Here is a 17,444-nt window from a genome sequence, read left to right on the forward strand (position 1 = left end):
AAACGCATTACTTGGTTGAGGCCTCAAAGCGGCTCAGCAAAGCATCGCCGCGCTGAACGGCGGCATCCAGCGCTTGCTGTGGGGTTTTCTTGCCGGTCCAGACGCTTTCCAGTTCTTCGTCCACCACGGTACGGATCTGCGGCATATTGCCCAGACGCAGGCCCTTGGTGAACGGCAACGGTGGTTTATTCAGCATCTGGCGCGTCGCCACATCGGCGCCGGGGTTCTTACCGTAGAAGCCCTGCTGCTTGCTCAGTTCATAAGCGGCAGTGGTAATCGGCAGGTAGCCGGTTTTCTGGTGCCATTCGGCGGCGATTTCCGGCTGCGCCAGGAACTGCAGGAATTCAGCAACGCCTTTGTAGGTTGCGGCATCTTTGCCGTTCATCACCCACAGGCTGGCGCCGCCGATAATGGCATTCTGCGGCGCTTCTTTGACGTCAGCGTCGTAAGGCATCATGCCCACGCCGAAGTTGAACTTGGCGTAGTGTTTGATATCCGCCAACGAGCCGGAAGACGCGGTGGTAATGGCGCAGTCGCCGTTATAGAACTTCTCGGTCGATTCATCCTTGCGGCCAAAATAGGTGAAATCCCCTTTCTTGTTCATCGCTTCCAGCATAGCGATGTGCTTCACCTGCAGCGGTTTGTTGAATTCCAACCGGGCGCTGGTGCCGCCAAAGCCGTTATTTTCCGTAGCAAACGGCACGCCGTGCCAGGCGCTGAAGTTCTCCAGTTGGATCCAGCCCTGCCAGCCGCTGGCATAGCCGCATTTCACGCCGGCAGCCCGCAGCTTAGCGGTGGCGGAAGCCAGAGCCTGCCAGGTTTTTGGCGGCTGCTCAGGATCCAATCCGGCTTTTTTGAACGCATCTTTGTTGTAATACAGCACCGGCGTTGAGCTGTTAAACGGCTGCGAAAGCAAATGGCCGCTCTTATTGTCGGTGTAGTAGCCGGAGACGGTCGGCACAAAAACCGACTCATCAAACTTGATGCCGGCATCGCTGAATACCTGGTACACCGGCTTGATAGCCTTGCTCGCCATCATGGTCGCCGTGCCCACTTCATACACCTGCAGGATAGCTGGCGATTTGCCTGAACGATAAGCGGCAATCCCCGCCGCCAGGCTCTGTTCATAGTTGCCTTTGTAGACCGGCACCACTTTGTAATCACTGTGCGCCTGGTTGAAGCGTTCCGCCAGGGAGTCCACTTCTTTGCCCAATTGGCCTTCCATCGAATGCCAGAAGGGGATCTCGGTCGCCGCCAGTGCCTGGGAACTGACCGCCAGGGCCAGCGTAACGCACAGCGTGGTTTTACGAATAGCGTAGGTGAGCATGCCTAACTCCTGAAGAATCTGGTGGGGCAATATGCGCGTGAGCGAAAAGAATCAGTTTTTGTTCGGGAGCTAACATGCCATGCGCGCATGACAGAAAAATAACCAAAAGATGACAGCGGCGTGACAGCAGGGTGAAGTGCAGATTGCGATTTGATGTCGGCGGCAAGGGAAGCGCCCCTTGCCGCCGCAGGCATTACAGCGAACGGCGCAGGCGGGCGACCGCTTCCTGCATCTGTTGCTCGGAAGCGGTGGCGAACGACAGGCGGAACGTCGCGCGATCCGGGTTATCCGCAAAGAAATATTCCCCCGGCACAAACACCACGCCCTGCTCCAGCGTGGTGGCCAACCACTCGGTGGCGTTGAACGGCTGGCGGAAGCGCGCCCACAGGAACATCCCGCCCTTCGGCCGGACGAAGCTGATGTAATCGCCCAGCTCTTGCTCCATCAGCCCGGCCAGCAGTTCGCCTTTTTCTTTATAGGCGGCGCGGATTTTGTCGATCTGCCCCGGCAGGCGATCCAGCCCCAAATAACATTCGACGATGCTCTGCGATAACGCGCTGGCGTGCAGATCGGCCGCCTGCTTGATGATCGCCACCTTGTGCAACAGCGCCGGCGGCATGATCGCCCAGCCCAGGCGCAGGCCCGGCGCCAGGATTTTCGAAAAGGTCGAGGTGTAGATGATGTTGTCGGTATGGCCCAACACCTGCTGCGCAACCTGGAACAGCGTGGCGTGGCGCTCTTGCGTAAAACGCAGTTCGCCGTAGGGATCGTCTTCAATAATCAGGAAATGGTGCTCGGCCGCCAGTTTCACCAACTGCTCGCGGCGCGGCGCGCTCAGCGTCAGGCCGCTGGGGTTGCCAAAGTTCGGCACCACATACACCCCCTTGATTTTGCGGGTTTTCAGCAGTTCGGCCAGTTCATCAACCACCATGCCGTCGCTGTCGGAAGATACCGACATCACGTTGGCTTCCGCCAGTTCCAGCGTTTGCAGCGCTGCCAGGTAGGTCGGGCGTTCTACCACAAACACATCGCCGGGGTTCACCACCGCGCGCATCACCAGATCCAACGCCTGCTGCGAGCCGGCGGTGACCATCACATCCTCTGGGCGCGCCGTAATGCCGCGTGCGGCGCACAGCGTGCAGATACGCTCACGCAGCACCGGGCTGCCTTCGGTCAGGCCATACTGGAATGCGCTTTTCGGCTGCTCGGTGATAGCCTGCTGGGTGGCAATGCTCAGGCCTTCAAAATCGAACAGTGCGTCAGAAGGAATGCCGCCGGCCAGTGAGATAACGTGCGGCATTTTACTGTGTTTAAGCAATTCGCGAATTGCCGAACTTTTAACATTAACGATACGTTGCGCGAGGAGTCCTTCGGTACTCATTGTTCTCTTTTCTCGTAATCATGAACAAAAACGGGCGCAATACATTGCGCCCTTCTCTTGTATACCCTGGTTGTCTGGCAAGGGTTATCTCGTTACCCCCCCAGATAAGCCGATCTCACTGCTTCATTGGCCAACAATGCGGCACCGGTATCTTCCAACACCACGCGGCCGTTTTCCAGCACATATCCGCGATCCGCCAATTTCAGCGCCTGATTGGCGTTTTGCTCGACCAGGAAGATGGTCATGCCTTCTTCGCGCAGTTGCTGAATGATGTCGAAAATCTGCTGGATAATGATTGGCGCCAGGCCCAGCGAAGGCTCATCCAGCAACAACAGCTTCGGCTGGCTCATCAGCGCCCGGCCGATCGCCAACATCTGCTGCTCGCCGCCGGACATGGTGCCGGAACGTTGGCTACGGCGCTCCAACAGGCGCGGGAACAGGCTGAACACCCGTTCAATGCGCTGCTGATACTGCTGGCGATCGGCAAAGAAACCGCCCATCGCCAGGTTCTCTTCTACCGTCATGCGGGAAAACACCCGCCGCCCTTCCGGCACAATGGCTACCGCTTCACGCATAATGCGCGAGGTTTGCCATTGGGTGATGTCCTGCCCTAAAAAGGTGATGGTGCCTTCGGTGGCGCGCGGTTCACCGCACAGCGTGCCCAGCAAGGTGGTTTTGCCGGCACCGTTAGCGCCAATCAGGGTGACGATCTCACCCTGCTGGATGTTCAGACTAACCTGATGCAGCGCCTGAATTTTGCCATAATGGGCGGATACTTGATTAAATGACAACATAACGCGTTAAGCCTCGCCCAGATAGGCCCGGATCACATCCGGGTTATTACGAATTTCTTCCGGCGTGCCGTGTGCCAACGGCGTTCCCTGATTCACCACGTAGATGCGATCGGAAATCTCCATCACCAGCTTCATATCGTGCTCGATCAGCAGCACGGAGACCTTGTGCTGGCCACGCAGCTCGACGATCAGGTGATTCAGCTCGTCGGTTTCTTTCGGGTTCAGGCCCGCCGCGGGCTCATCCAGCATCAGCAACTCCGGCCGCGTGACCATACAGCGGGCAATCTCCAGCCGGCGCTGCTGGCCATAGGCCAGGTTGCCGGCCGAACGGTTGGCCATCTCAAGCAGGCCGACGCGCTCCAGCCACACGGCGGCGCGATCCAGCGCGTCCGCTTCCGCCCGGCGAAACGCCGGGGTTTTCAGCAGCCCGGCGAAAATACCGCTTTTCAGGTGCTGGTGTTGCGCCACCAACAGGTTTTCAATCACCGTCATTTCACGGAACAACCGCACATGCTGGAAGGTGCGCACCACGCCCATGCGGGCTATCGCCTGGCCGGATAACCCTTCCAGGTGCCGATCGCGCAGCAATATCGTTCCGCCGGAGGGGCGGTAGAAACCGGTCAGGCAGTTGAACACCGTGGTTTTGCCCGCGCCGTTCGGGCCGATCAGCGAGACGATCTCGCCTTCATGCAGTTCCAACGCCACGTTGTTGACCGCCAACAGGCCGCCAAAACGCATCGACAGCCCTTCCACCGCCAGTAAAGGTTGCGCACTCATGCCTGTTCCCCCTTACCGGAATGGATAACCGCTTTCAACTGCGGGCGTTTCATCGGCAGCAGCCCCTGCGGCCGCCAGATCATCATCAAGACCATCAGTGCACCCAGCAGCAGCATGCTGTATTCGTTCAGATCGCGCATCAGCTCACGGGACACCACCAGCAGGATCGCCGCCAGAATCACCGCAAACTGCGAGCCCATACCGCCCAGCACCACAATCGCCAACACGAAGGCCGATTCCACGAAGGTGAAGGATTCCGGGCTGACAAAGCCCTGGCGCGCCGCGAACAACGTCCCGGCAAAGCCGGCAAACGCGGCGCTGATGGTAAAGGCGGTCAGCTTGATTTTGGTTGGGCTCAGGCCAAGCGAACGGCAGGCGATCTCATCTTCGCGCAGGGCTTCCCAGGCGCGGCCCAGCGGCATGCGCAACAGGCGGTTGATAACAAACAGCGTCAGCACCACCAACAGCAACGCCACCAGATACAGGAAGATAATGCGATCGCCCGGATCGTATTGCAGGCCAAAGAAGTTGTGGAACGTATCCCAACCGCCGTCGCGCGCGCTGCGGTTAAACTCCAGGCCGAAGAAAGTCGGTTTCGGGATTTGGCTGATGCCGTTCGGGCCGCCGGTGATTTCCGTGTTGTTCAGCAACAGAATACGCACGATCTCGCCAAAGCCCAGCGTGACGATCGCCAGATAGTCGCCGCGCAGGCGCAGCACCGGAAAACCGAGCAGGAAACCAAACATCGCGGTCACGATCCCTGCCAACGGCAGGCTTTCCCAGAAGCCCAGGCCGTAATAGTGATTCAGCAACGCGTAGGTATAGGCGCCGATGGCATAGAACCCGCCGTAGCCCAACACCAGCAGGCCAGACAGCCCCACCACCACGTTCAGGCCAAGGCCGAGCATCACATAGATCAGCGTCAGGGTGGCGATATCCACCGTGCCGCGCGAAACCAGAAACGGCCAGGCGACGGCGGCGGCGATCAAGACGGCGGCCAGCAGTTTCTGGCGCGGCGTGGTGCCGTCGAAGCTCGGCAGCACGAAAGACGGGCCAGAGACTTTTTTCATCCCTTGTTGCACCAACGGGCGCAGCAGTTGGAAGAAAAACACCACGACGCAGGCAATGCCGATCCACATCCAACGCACTTGCGCCGCGCCATGCACCACCAGTTTGGTGCCGTCCAGGCTCAGTTGCATCCCCATCAGGAACGACGCCATGACAAACAGCACCACCGTGGCGAAGATAGCGCCAAGCAGATTGAGTTTCATACTTTCTCAACCTCCGGACGGCCAAGGATGCCGGTCGGCATCACCAACAGCACCACGATCAACAAGGCGAAGGACACCACGTCTTTATACTCGGCGCTCAAATAGGCCGACGTCAGCGCTTCGGCCACGCCCAGGATCAGGCCGCCGATCATCGCCCCCGGAATGCTGCCGATACCGCCCAGCACTGCGGCGGTAAAGGCCTTCATCCCGGCCATAAAACCGATATACGGGTTAATCACCCCGTAGAACTGGCCTAGCAGCACGCCCGCCACCGCCGCCATCACGGCGCCGATAACGAAGGTCAGCGAAATAACCCGGTCAGTGTTGATGCCCAACAGGCCGGCCATTTTCAAATCTTCCGCACAGGCGCGGCAAGCGCGGCCCATGCGCGAATAGCGAATAAACATCGTCAGCGCCAGCATCGCCAGGAAGGTGACGATCCAGATCGTCAATTGCATGGTGCTGATGGTGGCGGCAAAGCCGTTGCTTTCGCCCAGCACCCAGCCGCCGCTGACCAGACTTGGCAGCGCCAGATCGCGCGAGCCCTGGGTCAGGCTAACGTAGTTTTGCAAGAAGATGGACATACCGATGGCGGAAATCAGCGCAATCAGGCGCTTGGAGTTGCGCACCGGCTTGTAGGCCACGCGTTCGATGCTCCAGCCATAGGCGCTGGCGATGACGATCGAGACCAGAAACGCACTGCCGATCAGCAACCAGCCGACATCAATGCCCATCATCATCAGCGCGGCGATCACAATAAACGACACATAGCTACCGATCATGTACACCTCGCCGTGGGCGAAGTTGATCATGCCGATAATGCCATACACCATGGTGTAGCCAATGGCGATCAAGGCATAGGTACTGCCAAGGGTCACGCCATTGAACATTTGCTGCAGGAAATAGAGAAACTGCTCTGACATACTCTGACCTTTTTGAGGTGTTGTTGCGGCCAAAACGGCCCGGCCCAACGGCCCAAGGGGCAGAGAACGCGAATGCCGCGCCCCTGCCCCATCAGGCAAACTGCTTATTGGTGATTTAGTTCACCGGGGTTGATGTGCCGTCGGCATGCCACTCGAACACCCCGAACTCAAAGCCTTTCAGATCGCCTTTTTCATCCCAGCTCAGCGGCCCCATCACGGTAGCCACCGGTTCGCCGGTTTTCAGCGCCTTGACGATATCCGCCGGTTCCGCGCCGCTGCGTTCCATCCCCGTAGCCAGGGACTGAATCGCTGCATAGGTGGTCCAGACGAACGGCCCGGTCGGATCCAGTTTCTTGGCTTTCAACGCATCGACCACCGGTTTGTTGGCCGGAACCTGATCATAGCGTTTCGGCAAGGTCACCAGCATGCCTTCAGAGGCGGCGCCGGCAATGTTGGACAGCGACGAGTTACCGACCCCTTCCGGCCCCATGAAGCGGGCGTTCAGGCCGGCCTGTTTAGCCTGACGCAGGATCTGGCCCATCTCTGGGTAATAACCGCCGAAGTAGACGAAATCAACGTTCTCTTTCTTCAGACGCGCCACCAGCGTGGAGAAATCTTTATCGCCCGCGGTGATACCTTCAAACAGCACCACGTCGGTCCCTTGCTTTTTCAGGCTGTCGCGTACGGAACGCGCCAGGCCTTCACCGTATTGCTGCTTGTCGTGCACAACGGCGATGCGTTTTGGTTTAATCGTGTTCAGAATGTATTTGGCAGCGGTTGGGGCCTGATCGGAATCCAGGCCGGTGGTGCGCATGATCATCTGATAACCGCGTGTGGTCAGATCGGCATTGGTGGCCGCCGGGGTAATCATGATCACGCCTTCATCTTCGTAAATATCGGAAGCCGGCTGGGTAGAGGAAGAACACAAGTGGCCGATAACGTAGCGGATACCGTCATTGATCACTTTGTTGGCGACCGCCACGGCCTGTTTCGGATCGCAAGCGTCGTCGTATTCCACGCCAACCAGCTTATCGCCTTTGATGCCGCCCTTGGCATTAATGTCGGCAATAGCCTGCCGCGCGCCGGTGAACTCCATATCGCCATATTGAGCAACCGGCCCAGACATCGCCCCAACGATGGCGATTTTAATGTCTTTAGCCAGTGCGGCATGGCTCATCGCCATCGCGATACAACCGGCCAACAGTGCTTTACCCTTTGTTAATTTCATCCGCGTAATCCCCATCTGTCGTGTAGTGAACATACCTGTTGTGTTTGTCGCCCATTATCGTTAGTTACGTTTTTTTATTCATAAGTAATAATAGCTTAGGCGTTTTTGGGGTAAAATTTTTTAATAAAACTTTACTTTTCATGCTATTAAACAGGAATTTTATGCTGCAAATCAACTGACATACTCAGAAACAAGCGGTGTAAACAGGATTTAATTCGGACTAAATTGGTGACGATACCAGCAATTAATAGTTAATTGTTCTTGGCTTTTGTCAGTTAACTAACACATTGCTCTAAAAATAAGGCTTAGTAAAAACATTTCCCACAGTAAACGTACAGAAAAACTTACACAATACGCTGGGCAGGATAATCGCCCGGGAAATGCACGTTTTTTACCCGATCCTTGGCCCGGTGGGCGGCGCCACGTACAATAGCGGAAGATCGTCTAACTGACTGGAATTGTGCATGAAACTCACCATAGAGCGCCTGGCGGCGCTATCGCCGCAAGATCTGATCGATTTGGGCAAAATTTGGCCGCAGCAGCAACCGGGCGATTGGCAACGCTGGCTCAGCGAGGGGCGGGCGCTGTTTGGCGCGCGTTTCAATGAACGCCTGCTGGGAGCGGTGAAAGTCGAACTTGATGGCGACAATGCCCGGTTGCACGATCTGCAGGTGCGTGAGTTGACCCGCCGGCGCGGCGTAGGGCTGTATCTGATTGAGGATGTGCAGCGCCAGATGCCGGCGGTTAAGCACTGGCGGCTGTCTGCGGCGGAGTTGCCACCCGAGGCGCGTGATGCGCTGGGGGCGTTTATGCGCGCCTGCGATTTTACGCAGCAAGGTGAAGACTGGCAGAAATGAGCAATCCCCGCCCTTAAGGGCGGGGAGCACAACCTCACGGCAACGTCCTAAGCAGCACATAGCCACTTCAGGCTAGCTAGCCACACACTATTTCACCGCCGCCACGCCCGTTGCCACATCAGGGCGTTTTTGTTTCAACAACATAATGGCGACAACCCCCACCAGCGTGATGCCGCACAGCGTCAACAGCCCGGCAATCTCATTACCAAACCATCGATCGCCAGTAACACGGATAATCGGCGCCAGAAAACCGCCTATCGCGCCAAACATGTTGATAAACCCCACGCCTGCGGCCAACGCGCTTCCGCTCAGCAACATGGTTGGTATCGTCCAGAAAACCGGCTGTACGGCAATAAAACCAACGGCCGCAAAACACAGCGCAACCATGGCCAACGCCGGGCTGGCTACCAGCGCCGACGCACCAATCCCTAAAGCGGCGACCAGTAGCGTGATTGCCGCGATATTGCGTAATGCCCCCGTTTTATCCGCGTAGCGGGGAATATAGTAGGTACCAAACATCGCGGCGACCCAGGGAATCGCCGTAACCAACGATGCGGTAAACCCCACCTTGGTGCCCAGCAGCCCAGCCACCTGCGTGGGCAGGAAGAAAATCAGGCCATAGACGCTGATCTGGATAATCAGGTAGATCACCCCCAGATGCCAGATCGCCGGAATACGCACCCCATCAAGAATACGTGAAACCCCTTTCTTACTCTCTTCCGCCGATAATTCATCCATCAACGCCTGCCTTTCCGTAGTCGTTAAGAAACGCGCTGTGGCCGGCTCATCGTCCAGGTAGAAGAAAGTCCAGATCCCGGCGGCCACCGCCAACATCCCTTCGATGATAAACATCCAAAACCAACCCGCATGCCCGGCAAAACCATGCATTTCCAGCAATGCTCCGGAAAGCGGGCTGCCCAACGTCAGCGCCAGCGGCGCGCCCATATAAAACAACCCCATGACCGAAGCGCGATTACTTTGCGGGAACCACAGCGAGGTCAGGTAAATCATGCCGGGGAAGAACCCCGCCTCGGCCGCGCCCAGCAAGGTGCGCACCAGCAGAAACTTGGCTTCCGTATCGGCTAAGGCCATGGCCGACGATAATACGCCCCAGGCCAGTGTCGTACAGCCAATCCAGGTTTTGGCGCCAAATTTACGCATTAATAAATTTGCCGGCGTGCCTAATAACGCATAAGCGGCAAAAAATATCCCGGCCCCTAATGCATAGGCTTCATTACTTAGCCCGGTATCCAACTGATAAGATTCTTTAGCAAAGCCGATATTTGCGCGATCCAAAAATGCCAGAATATAAAGAGAAAGCATAAATGGAATTAAACGCCAACGCGTTTTTGCCACCGCCGTTATTAATTGAGTGGTCATAATTCAAGCCTCGTTATTTCGCCGGTTAATACGGATAGTAAAAACCAGAAATTTTCGAAACAGACTTAATGAGTATAAGGGCGGGTTAACTGGCATGCCGGATTCAACTCAACGCCAAATCCTGGTTTATCCAATACCGACTTATGCATGCGCCCTTTAATTGGCACCGGTTCGTCCAATAAAATGGGATCGAACTGCGGGCGCATAGAATCCGCCTGTGGCGATGTCATTAAAAACTCACTGAATGGCGTATTGGTAAAAGTAATAACCGCATGGTGGGAATATACTGAAGAACCATGCGGCACTACCCACTGCCCTTTTGCTTTGGCAATTGCCGCCACTTCCAACAGCGTGGTTAACCCGCCACACCAGCCAACATCAGGCTGCATAATATCTATACCCGTGTCTGATAGGGTCTGGAACGATTCCAGCGTGCCATGATGTTCGCCCGTCGTGACCAACATCCCTGATGGGGCATTCCGTTTTAACTGACGATAGCCTTCATACTGTTGCGGCGGCAGGCACTCTTCGATCCATTTCAGATTATAAGGCGCACAGGCGTGCGCGACTTTGGTGGCATAGTTGACGTCCATCGACATCCAGCAATCCAGCATCAACCAGAAATCAGGGCCGCATTTCTCGCGCATATCGGCCACCATTTTTGCCGTTTCCCGTACGCCGATATCGCCATCATGCGGCCCAAAATGGGTCGGCATTTTTCCGCCGATAAACCCCATCTCCTTCGCCAAATCCGGGCGTGAACCCGTGGCGTAGAATTGGATCTCATCGCGTACCGCACCGCCTAACAGCTTGAAAACCGGCAGATCGGTACATTTACCAAACAGATCCCACAGCGCCAGATCAACACAGGAAATTGTGTTCATCACCATCCCGCCGCCACCGGAATAAAACATGGTAGAACGCAGCATCTGATCGTGGATCAATTTAATATCAGAGACACAACGCCCTTCAATAAAGCGGTTTAAATGCTTTTCTACAATAAAACAGCCCATTTCACCCGCCGTTGAAACGGCAAAGCCAGTGATACCATTATCCGCCTCAACTTCGACGACCAGCGTGCCTAATACATTAATACCGAATGACTGCCGTGATTGTTCATATTCTTTATATTTACTCATCGGCGTGCATATTTTATCGTCGATCCAGTGTTTCCCTTGTTGATCATGATAATCTGCACCACCCGATCCCTTTTCTGCTGTTGCGCCACCCATAAAATAGGCGCGTATATGTTTTATTTTTGGTAAACATGTAGACTGAAACATAATATTAACCTCGTATTATTGAATGTAGGATAACAAATGGTTCATTTCTTTATTGATCGATTGCTTTAATTTCTGCAGATTTTCTTGCTGACGCGATGTTAAAGGTACCTGCAGTTCACCCATATTAAAACCGCGTATCTCCATCGCCAGCTTATATCCCAATGGGAAAGGCAAACTGGCCATTTGATTCATTAAAGGTATCGCCATCATCTGTAATTGACGTGCGGCGGCCAAATCCCCCTGCTGGAAAAGATCGTAGATGCGGCGCATCAACTCCGGCATTACCCCCGCCGTACCGGTCACACATCCTTGGGCGCCGGCACAAAGCGCGGCAAAGAAAAACTCTTCACGCCCGGTCATCACACTAAAATCCTTATCCGCTTCAGGGCACAACGCCAGCATTTTCATAAAGCCCACCGCATCGCCGCTGGAGTCCTTGATGCCAACGATATTCGGATGCGCAGCCAAACCGGCAACCAGTTCGGCACTCAGCGGATCGGCGAAAAAGGGGATGTTATACAGGCAGAGCGGCAGCGCCACGGCACTGGCTATCTGGGCAAAATAAAGCGTATGGCGTTCGGGTTCATAGTGGTAGAACGCCGCCGGCATCAGCACCACGCCGCTGGCGCCGGCACGGTACGCCGCATCCGCCAACTCAATGCTTTCCTGCGGCGTGGTTGCCGGAATGCCGGCCCATACGGGCACACGCCCGGCAGCCTGTTCCACCACGGTTTTAACCACCGCGCATTTGTGCTCAAACGTCATATAACCGGCCTCACCGACCGAACTGACGGGGAAAAGCGCAGTTAATCCGCCGTTGATCTGGAAATCAACAATAGACCGTAACTCGTTCAGATTGGGGGCGGCTGCTTGCCATGGCGTTAACATGGCACTGATCACACCGCGTGGTCGCTTTATCATATTCACCTTATCCTCTGTAGCCCAACGCTTGGGAAATTTCCCACGCGCTCTCTTTAACTTTCTCCGCCAGCGCGGCCAGATTGCTTTCGCCGATCTGCAAGATAGTGCCAACGATGGAAATGGCGGCCGTTACATCCCCGGCGGCATTGAAAACCGGCGCACTGATGCAACGGATATTGGCCACGTCTTCTTCGTTATCGTAAGCCCAGCCGGCCTGGCGAATTTTCTGTAACTCTGCGCGCAGTTGGGCTTCATGGGTAATGGTATTCGGTAAGCCATCGGTGAAAACGATGCTGCGGATCAACATGTCCTGCCGCTCTCTGTCACACCAGGCCAACAGGCACTTGCCCAACGATGAACGGCATAAAGAAAGACGTTTACCCTCCCAGGTACGGACTTGAATGCTGGATTGGCTTTCAACTTTGATCAGATAGATAGGCGCATCGTCATCCAGCACCCCCAGATGGCAAAGGTGGCCGGTGCTGTTCATCAAAACCGTTAGATGCGGCAGGGCAATAGCGCGTAGATCCAACTGGTGGGCTACCTGGCTGCCCAGTTCCAGCAGTTTCAACCCCAGCCGGTAGCTGCCATCCTTGCCTTGAGCCAACAAGCGCAGGTGTTTAAGCTCTTCCAGCAGTAAATAAACGGTGCTTTTCGGCAACGCCAGCGTGCTAACGATATGGTTGGCGGAACAGTGTCCGTGCTCAGACACCAGATTGAGAATTGCCATGGCGCGGCATAACGCCGGGACTTTAGACTTCATCGCTAATTCCATCATATTGGAATCCATTCTGGAGTGATGGACAATGTATAGAACGAATATTGAGCAGGTTAAAGCACCAGAATGCCTGGCTGTGATACAGCTCTCTTAAATTTTTTAGATTCCAGCATACTGGAACAATCCACTGATTTTTAAGCTAAAAAACCAGTGCATTTCCAAAGGATTGGACTGTTTGAGGTGGATTAGAAACAAAAAAACGGCGCCCTCATCGGGCGCCGCTTCTACAGTTGTTGAAAGGGCTTACGCTTCAATCGCCATTTTCAATTTCTTCATGGCGTTTTTCTCCAGTTGGCGCACGCGCTCGGCGGAAACGCCGTACTGATCGGCCAGTTCCTGCAGCGTGGACTTATTATCGTCGTCCAACCAGCGGGCGCGGATGATATGCTGGCTACGCTCGTCCAACCCTTCCAGCGCATAGGCCAGTTTGTCGGCCGCGTTGCTTTCCCAGTTATCTTCCTCAATGCCTTCGGCGAAGTCGGAGCTTTTGTCCTGCAGGTACAGCATGGGCGCCATGGCCTGCCCGTCGCGGGTTTCGTCGTCTGGCGTAGGATCAAACGTCATGTCCTGTGCGGCCATGCGGGATTCCATCTCGCGCACATCTTTGCTGGTCACGCCCAGTTCGCGAGCAACCAGTTCCACCTCGTCCTGGTTGAACCACCCCAGGCGCTGCTTGGTTTTGCGCAGGTTGAAGAACAGTTTGCGTTGCGCCTTGGTGGTCGCCACTTTGACGATACGCCAGTTGCGCAACACATACTCATGAATTTCTGCTTTGATCCAGTGTACTGCGAACGATACCAGACGCACGCCCACTTCCGGGTTAAAGCGACGGACTGCTTTCATCAGGCCGATGTTGCCTTCCTGGATCAGGTCTGCCTGCGGCAGGCCATAGCCAGCATAGTTGCGGGCAATATGAGCGACAAAGCGCAGGTGAGACAGGATTAGCTGCTTAGCTGCTTCCAGATCGCCCTGATAATGCAGCCGTTCAGCCAGTTCCCGCTCTTCCTCTGCCGTCAGCATCGGATAGGCGTTGGCTGCCCGGATATAGGCTTCCAAGCTACCTTGGGGTACTAAGGCTAAAGTTTGCATTTCTTTGGTCATTCAAACCCTCTCTTGAGAAAACTATCATGCATGCAGGTGAATATTACGGCGGGGAGAGACTGATTTTACGGCAGTTGCTGTGCAAAACAGGTTCCGCTCGCCGGACACCTTAACATTTGCTGCAATTTTTGACCCTGTTGCAGCCCGCTAGTTCACTATTTTTTTACACCTGGAAAACCAGGCAGCAGATAAAAAATAGCAGATTCACGGGAAATTGTGCGCTTAATTGAAGGAAGGATCCGCGGGATCCGCCAACGCTCTTCTCCTGCAACCAGGGTAACGCAGCAGGAGAAGAGTATAACAAAAAAACGTTATTGTGGTGTAAATCGGCGTAAATGTTGCACCGTCGCCAGCCAGGCGGCAATCCAACCGATCATCGCGGAAACAATCAACAGCAGCAAGGCTTCATCCCAGCCCAAACCGCGCAGGATAAAGGTGGTGCCAAAGACCTGCGCCACCCCGGTGACCACCGACTCCAGCTTCCACACCAGCGCCGCCGAAAGTATCAACGACAGCAGCGCGCCGAAGAAACCGAGCATCGCGCCACCGTTGAGGAACGGCCGCAAAATAAAGCCATCGGTGGCGCCGATCAATTTCATCACGTTGATGGTATCGCGGCGGCTGAAAATGCTCAGGCGCACGCTGTTGCCGATCACCAGGAATACCGCCACGATCATCAGGATACCGATCATCGCCGCCACCTGGCCCACCAGCCCGGTCAATGCCGCCAGGCGGGCAAACCAGCTGTCATCCATGCGCACTTCTTCCACGCCCTGCACCGCCGCCACCCGATCGCGCAGGGTGTTAAGCGTATCCGCACTTTGGAAATCCATCTTCGGCGTGATGATGGCCACCGCCGGCAGCGGGTTCTCTTCCAGCATATCCAGCGCGCCGCCAAAACCAGACCAGTTACGGAACTCGCCCAGCGCTTCTTCACGCGACAGGTAGTTCACCTTATCCACCCCGGCTTCCGCGCGGATGGCGTCCAGCACTTTCACCGCCGCGTCGTCATCCAGAGACTTATCCAGGTATACCGTCAACTGCGGCGTGGGGTACCACTGGCTGGCCGCCTGGCTGACGTTCTTCCAGACGATGTAGCACACGCTCGGCAGCGTCAGGGATATGGCGATCACCATCACCGTCAGCAAGGTTGCCAAGGGTTGGCGCAGCATATCGGCCAGGGCGTTCACCCAGGCATAGCGCCACTGTTCGCGCCAGCCGCCGCGCAGCGCCTTCGCCTTGCTCTTGGCCGCGTTCGCGCCTTTTGCCGCTTTCACGTTATTCGCCATGATGTGCTCCCCCCACCATACGCCCCTGGCTTAGCGTCAGGATGCGATAATTGCGGCGGGCAATCAGCCCGGTATCATGGGTTGCCATCAGTACCGTCACCCCAACGCGGTTGAATTCTTCAAACAGACGCAGAATGCCTTCCGATAATGCGTCATCCAGGTTGCCGGTTGGCTCATCCGCCAGCAGCACCGCCGGTTTGTTCACCACCGCGCGGGCGATGCCGACGCGCTGCTGCTCACCGCCGGAAAGCTGAATCGGAAAGTTCTTCGCTTTATCCAACAGGCCAACTTTGTCCAGCGCCGCAGATACGCGGCGGCGGATGTCTTCACCGCTGGCGCCGGCGATGATCAACGGCATTGCGACGTTGTCATACACCGTGCGATCGAGCAGCAGGTGATGATCCTGAAAAATCATGCCAATTTGGCGGCGCAGGAACGGCACCTCGCGGTTTTTCAGCCGGCTGATGTCGTGCCCGCTAAACCAGATATGGCCGGCGCTCGGCCGTTCGATACCACAAATCAGTTTCAGCAGGGTACTTTTACCTGCGCCGGAATGGCCGGTCAGAAACGCCATCTCCGCCTGGCGCAGATGAAAATCCACCCCCTGCAGCGCCTGTCGGCCGCCCAGATAGGCTTTACTGACCTGTTCAAAGCGAATCATCCGTATTAATCCTCTCGGGCAAAAAGTGCCTCAATAAAATCATCAGCCTTGAATGGCCGCAAATCTTCGATGCCCTCGCCTACGCCGATATAGCGGATCGGGATGCCGAACTGATCGGCAATGGCGAAGATCACCCCGCCCTTGGCGGTACCATCCAGTTTAGTCAGCGTAATGCCGGTTAACCCTACGGCCTCATTAAATAATTTGGCCTGGCTGACCGCATTCTGGCCAGTGCTGGCGTCGAGCGTCAGCATAACCTCGTGAGGGGCGTGCTCGTCCAGTTTTTTCATCACGCGCACGATTTTCTTCAGCTCTTCCATCAGGTGCGCCTTGTTCTGCAGGCGCCCGGCGGTATCGGCGATCAACACATCCACGCCGCGCGCCTTGGCGGCCTGCAAGGCGTCGAAGATCACCGAAGCGGAATCCGCGCCGGTGTGCTGCGCCACCACGGGAATGCGGTTGCGATCGCCCCACACCTGCAGTTGCTCCACCGCCGCCGCGCGGAAGGTATCGCCCGCCGCCAGCATCACCGATTTGCCCTGCGCCTGGAACTGGCGCGCCAGTTTGCCGATCGTGGTGGTTTTACCCACGCCGTTAACGCCGACCATCAGGATGACATACGGGGTTTTACCACTGATATCCAACGGTTGATCGACCTTGGCCAGAATTTCAGACATTTCTTCCTTCAGCTTGCCGTACAGTGCTTCCGCATCTTTAAGCTGTTTGCGGCTGGCATGCTGAGTCAGGGAATCAATGATTTTACGCGTGGTGTCGACGCCCACGTCGGCAATCAACAGTTGTTCTTCCAACTCATCGAACAGATCGTCATCAATTTTCTTGCCGCGAAACAGGCCGACAAAACCAGAGCCGAGGTTTTGTTTGGTTTTCACCAGGCTGCGTTTCAAACGGGCGAAGAAGCCTTCTTTGGTTGGGCGCTCCTGCTCCTGCGTTACCGCCGGCGCCAAAGCATCCTCGTCGTCTTCCGCTTCCTGAACGGCTTCCGGCTCGGCGGCCACGCTGGCGACAACCGCGATGTTCTCTGGCGGCACCACTTCAGGCGCAACGGCCGGTGCTTCAGGCGCTGGCCGTTCCGGCGCCGGCAATTCCGATTCTGGTTCTGTGTCTTCCTGCTTCGGCGCCTCCGCCTGCGCGGCGACCTGCTCGGTCACATTAACGATCTCTTCGGCCAGCGCCTGGGCATGATCCTCTTCCAGCGTGCCTTCCTGGTGTGCTTCCGGTTCGATCGGGGCGGCAGCGGTCTCTGCTGGCTCAGATTCCTGGGCCGGCGCCGGCTTCGGCTCCACCTGCTCAGGGACGGCCGGTTCCGCCGGCGTCTCCGCGGCCTGACTTTCCCCCGGTTCTACCGGCGGCTCAGGTTGCTGTTGCTCTTCTTCCTTCTGGCCAAACCCCAGCCAGGAGAAAAACCCGCGTTTCTTATCTTTTGCCATGTTCTGACCTTACTCCGTACCGATG

General features: G+C 56.2%; 16 protein-coding genes. 1 reads left to right on the forward strand and 15 read right to left on the reverse strand.

The genetic code is table 11. The annotated features are described in order from the left end of the window. Positions 1 to 7 precede the first annotated feature (7 nt). The 7 genes from ugpB to AC559G_RS13245 form a co-directional block, all read right to left on the reverse strand. Positions 8 to 1,327 (reverse strand): ABC transporter substrate-binding protein, encoded by a 1,320-nt coding sequence (gene ugpB, locus AC559G_RS13215; RefSeq protein ID WP_498912836.1) that lies wholly within the window; start codon positions 1,325 to 1,327, stop codon positions 8 to 10. Between the two features lie 193 nt (positions 1,328 to 1,520). Continuing rightward, positions 1,521 to 2,708, reverse strand: coding sequence for an aminotransferase-like domain-containing protein (locus AC559G_RS13220; RefSeq protein WP_279026062.1), 1,188 nt, complete (start codon positions 2,706 to 2,708; stop codon positions 1,521 to 1,523). A 92-nt stretch (positions 2,709 to 2,800) separates the two neighbouring features. Further along, complete coding sequence (livF, locus tag AC559G_RS13225) at positions 2,801 to 3,502, reverse strand: high-affinity branched-chain amino acid ABC transporter ATP-binding protein LivF (RefSeq protein ID WP_279026064.1); 702 nt, start codon at positions 3,500 to 3,502, stop codon at positions 2,801 to 2,803. 6 nt (positions 3,503 to 3,508) lie between these two features. Further along, positions 3,509 to 4,279: a high-affinity branched-chain amino acid ABC transporter ATP-binding protein LivG gene (gene livG, locus AC559G_RS13230; RefSeq protein WP_279026065.1), complete on the reverse strand. Its 771-nt coding sequence runs from the start codon at positions 4,277 to 4,279 to the stop codon at positions 3,509 to 3,511. After that, positions 4,276 to 5,550 (reverse strand): high-affinity branched-chain amino acid ABC transporter permease LivM, encoded by a 1,275-nt coding sequence (locus tag AC559G_RS13235; protein WP_346082617.1) that lies wholly within the window; start codon positions 5,548 to 5,550, stop codon positions 4,276 to 4,278. The genes livG and AC559G_RS13235 overlap by 4 nt, the downstream gene beginning before the upstream one ends. After that, positions 5,547 to 6,473, reverse strand: a complete 927-nt coding sequence (livH, locus tag AC559G_RS13240) for a high-affinity branched-chain amino acid ABC transporter permease LivH (protein WP_095846319.1) — start codon at positions 6,471 to 6,473, stop codon at positions 5,547 to 5,549. The genes AC559G_RS13235 and livH overlap by 4 nt, the downstream gene beginning before the upstream one ends. A 115-nt stretch (positions 6,474 to 6,588) precedes the next feature. After that, a complete protein-coding gene (locus AC559G_RS13245) occupies positions 6,589 to 7,701 on the reverse strand; it encodes a branched-chain amino acid ABC transporter substrate-binding protein (RefSeq protein ID WP_498912837.1) in 1,113 nt (370 codons plus the stop codon). A 464-nt stretch (positions 7,702 to 8,165) separates the two neighbouring features. On the opposite strand from AC559G_RS13245, the gene panM reads away from it, so the two are divergent. Continuing rightward, a complete protein-coding gene (gene panM, locus AC559G_RS13250) occupies positions 8,166 to 8,558 on the forward strand; it encodes a PanM family protein (protein ID WP_498912838.1) in 393 nt (130 codons plus the stop codon). A gap of 87 nt (positions 8,559 to 8,645) precedes the next feature. Here panM and AC559G_RS13255 read toward each other — a convergent pair whose 3' ends face one another. From AC559G_RS13255 to ftsY, 8 genes are all read right to left on the reverse strand, one after another. Then, entirely contained in the window at positions 8,646 to 9,938 is a 1,293-nt protein-coding gene (locus AC559G_RS13255; protein WP_498912839.1) for an MFS transporter, read from the reverse strand. 65 nt (positions 9,939 to 10,003) lie between these two features. After that, complete coding sequence (gene rhmD / locus AC559G_RS13260) at positions 10,004 to 11,221, reverse strand: L-rhamnonate dehydratase (protein ID WP_498912840.1); 1,218 nt, start codon at positions 11,219 to 11,221, stop codon at positions 10,004 to 10,006. A 15-nt stretch (positions 11,222 to 11,236) separates the two neighbouring features. After that, a complete protein-coding gene (locus AC559G_RS13265) occupies positions 11,237 to 12,142 on the reverse strand; it encodes a dihydrodipicolinate synthase family protein (protein ID WP_498912841.1) in 906 nt (301 codons plus the stop codon). 7 nt (positions 12,143 to 12,149) lie between these two features. Further along, positions 12,150 to 12,920, reverse strand: coding sequence for an IclR family transcriptional regulator (locus tag AC559G_RS13270; protein WP_498912842.1), 771 nt, complete (start codon positions 12,918 to 12,920; stop codon positions 12,150 to 12,152). 243 nt (positions 12,921 to 13,163) lie between these two features. Then, positions 13,164 to 14,021, reverse strand: coding sequence for an RNA polymerase sigma factor RpoH (rpoH, locus tag AC559G_RS13275; RefSeq protein ID WP_095846326.1), 858 nt, complete (start codon positions 14,019 to 14,021; stop codon positions 13,164 to 13,166). Between the two features lie 311 nt (positions 14,022 to 14,332). Beyond that, positions 14,333 to 15,310 (reverse strand): ABC transporter permease, encoded by a 978-nt coding sequence (gene ftsX / locus AC559G_RS13280; RefSeq protein WP_498912843.1) that lies wholly within the window; start codon positions 15,308 to 15,310, stop codon positions 14,333 to 14,335. After that, entirely contained in the window at positions 15,300 to 15,971 is a 672-nt protein-coding gene (ftsE, locus tag AC559G_RS13285; protein ID WP_095846328.1) for a cell division ATP-binding protein FtsE, read from the reverse strand. Before ftsE ends, ftsX begins: the two co-directional genes overlap by 11 nt. 5 nt (positions 15,972 to 15,976) lie before the next feature. Then, complete coding sequence (ftsY, locus tag AC559G_RS13290) at positions 15,977 to 17,419, reverse strand: signal recognition particle-docking protein FtsY (RefSeq protein WP_498912844.1); 1,443 nt, start codon at positions 17,417 to 17,419, stop codon at positions 15,977 to 15,979. Between the last annotated feature and the right edge of the window lie 25 nt (positions 17,420 to 17,444).

Source organism: Gibbsiella greigii (genome assembly GCF_039540155.1).
Lineage (GTDB): Bacteria > Pseudomonadota > Gammaproteobacteria > Enterobacterales > Enterobacteriaceae > Gibbsiella > Gibbsiella quercinecans.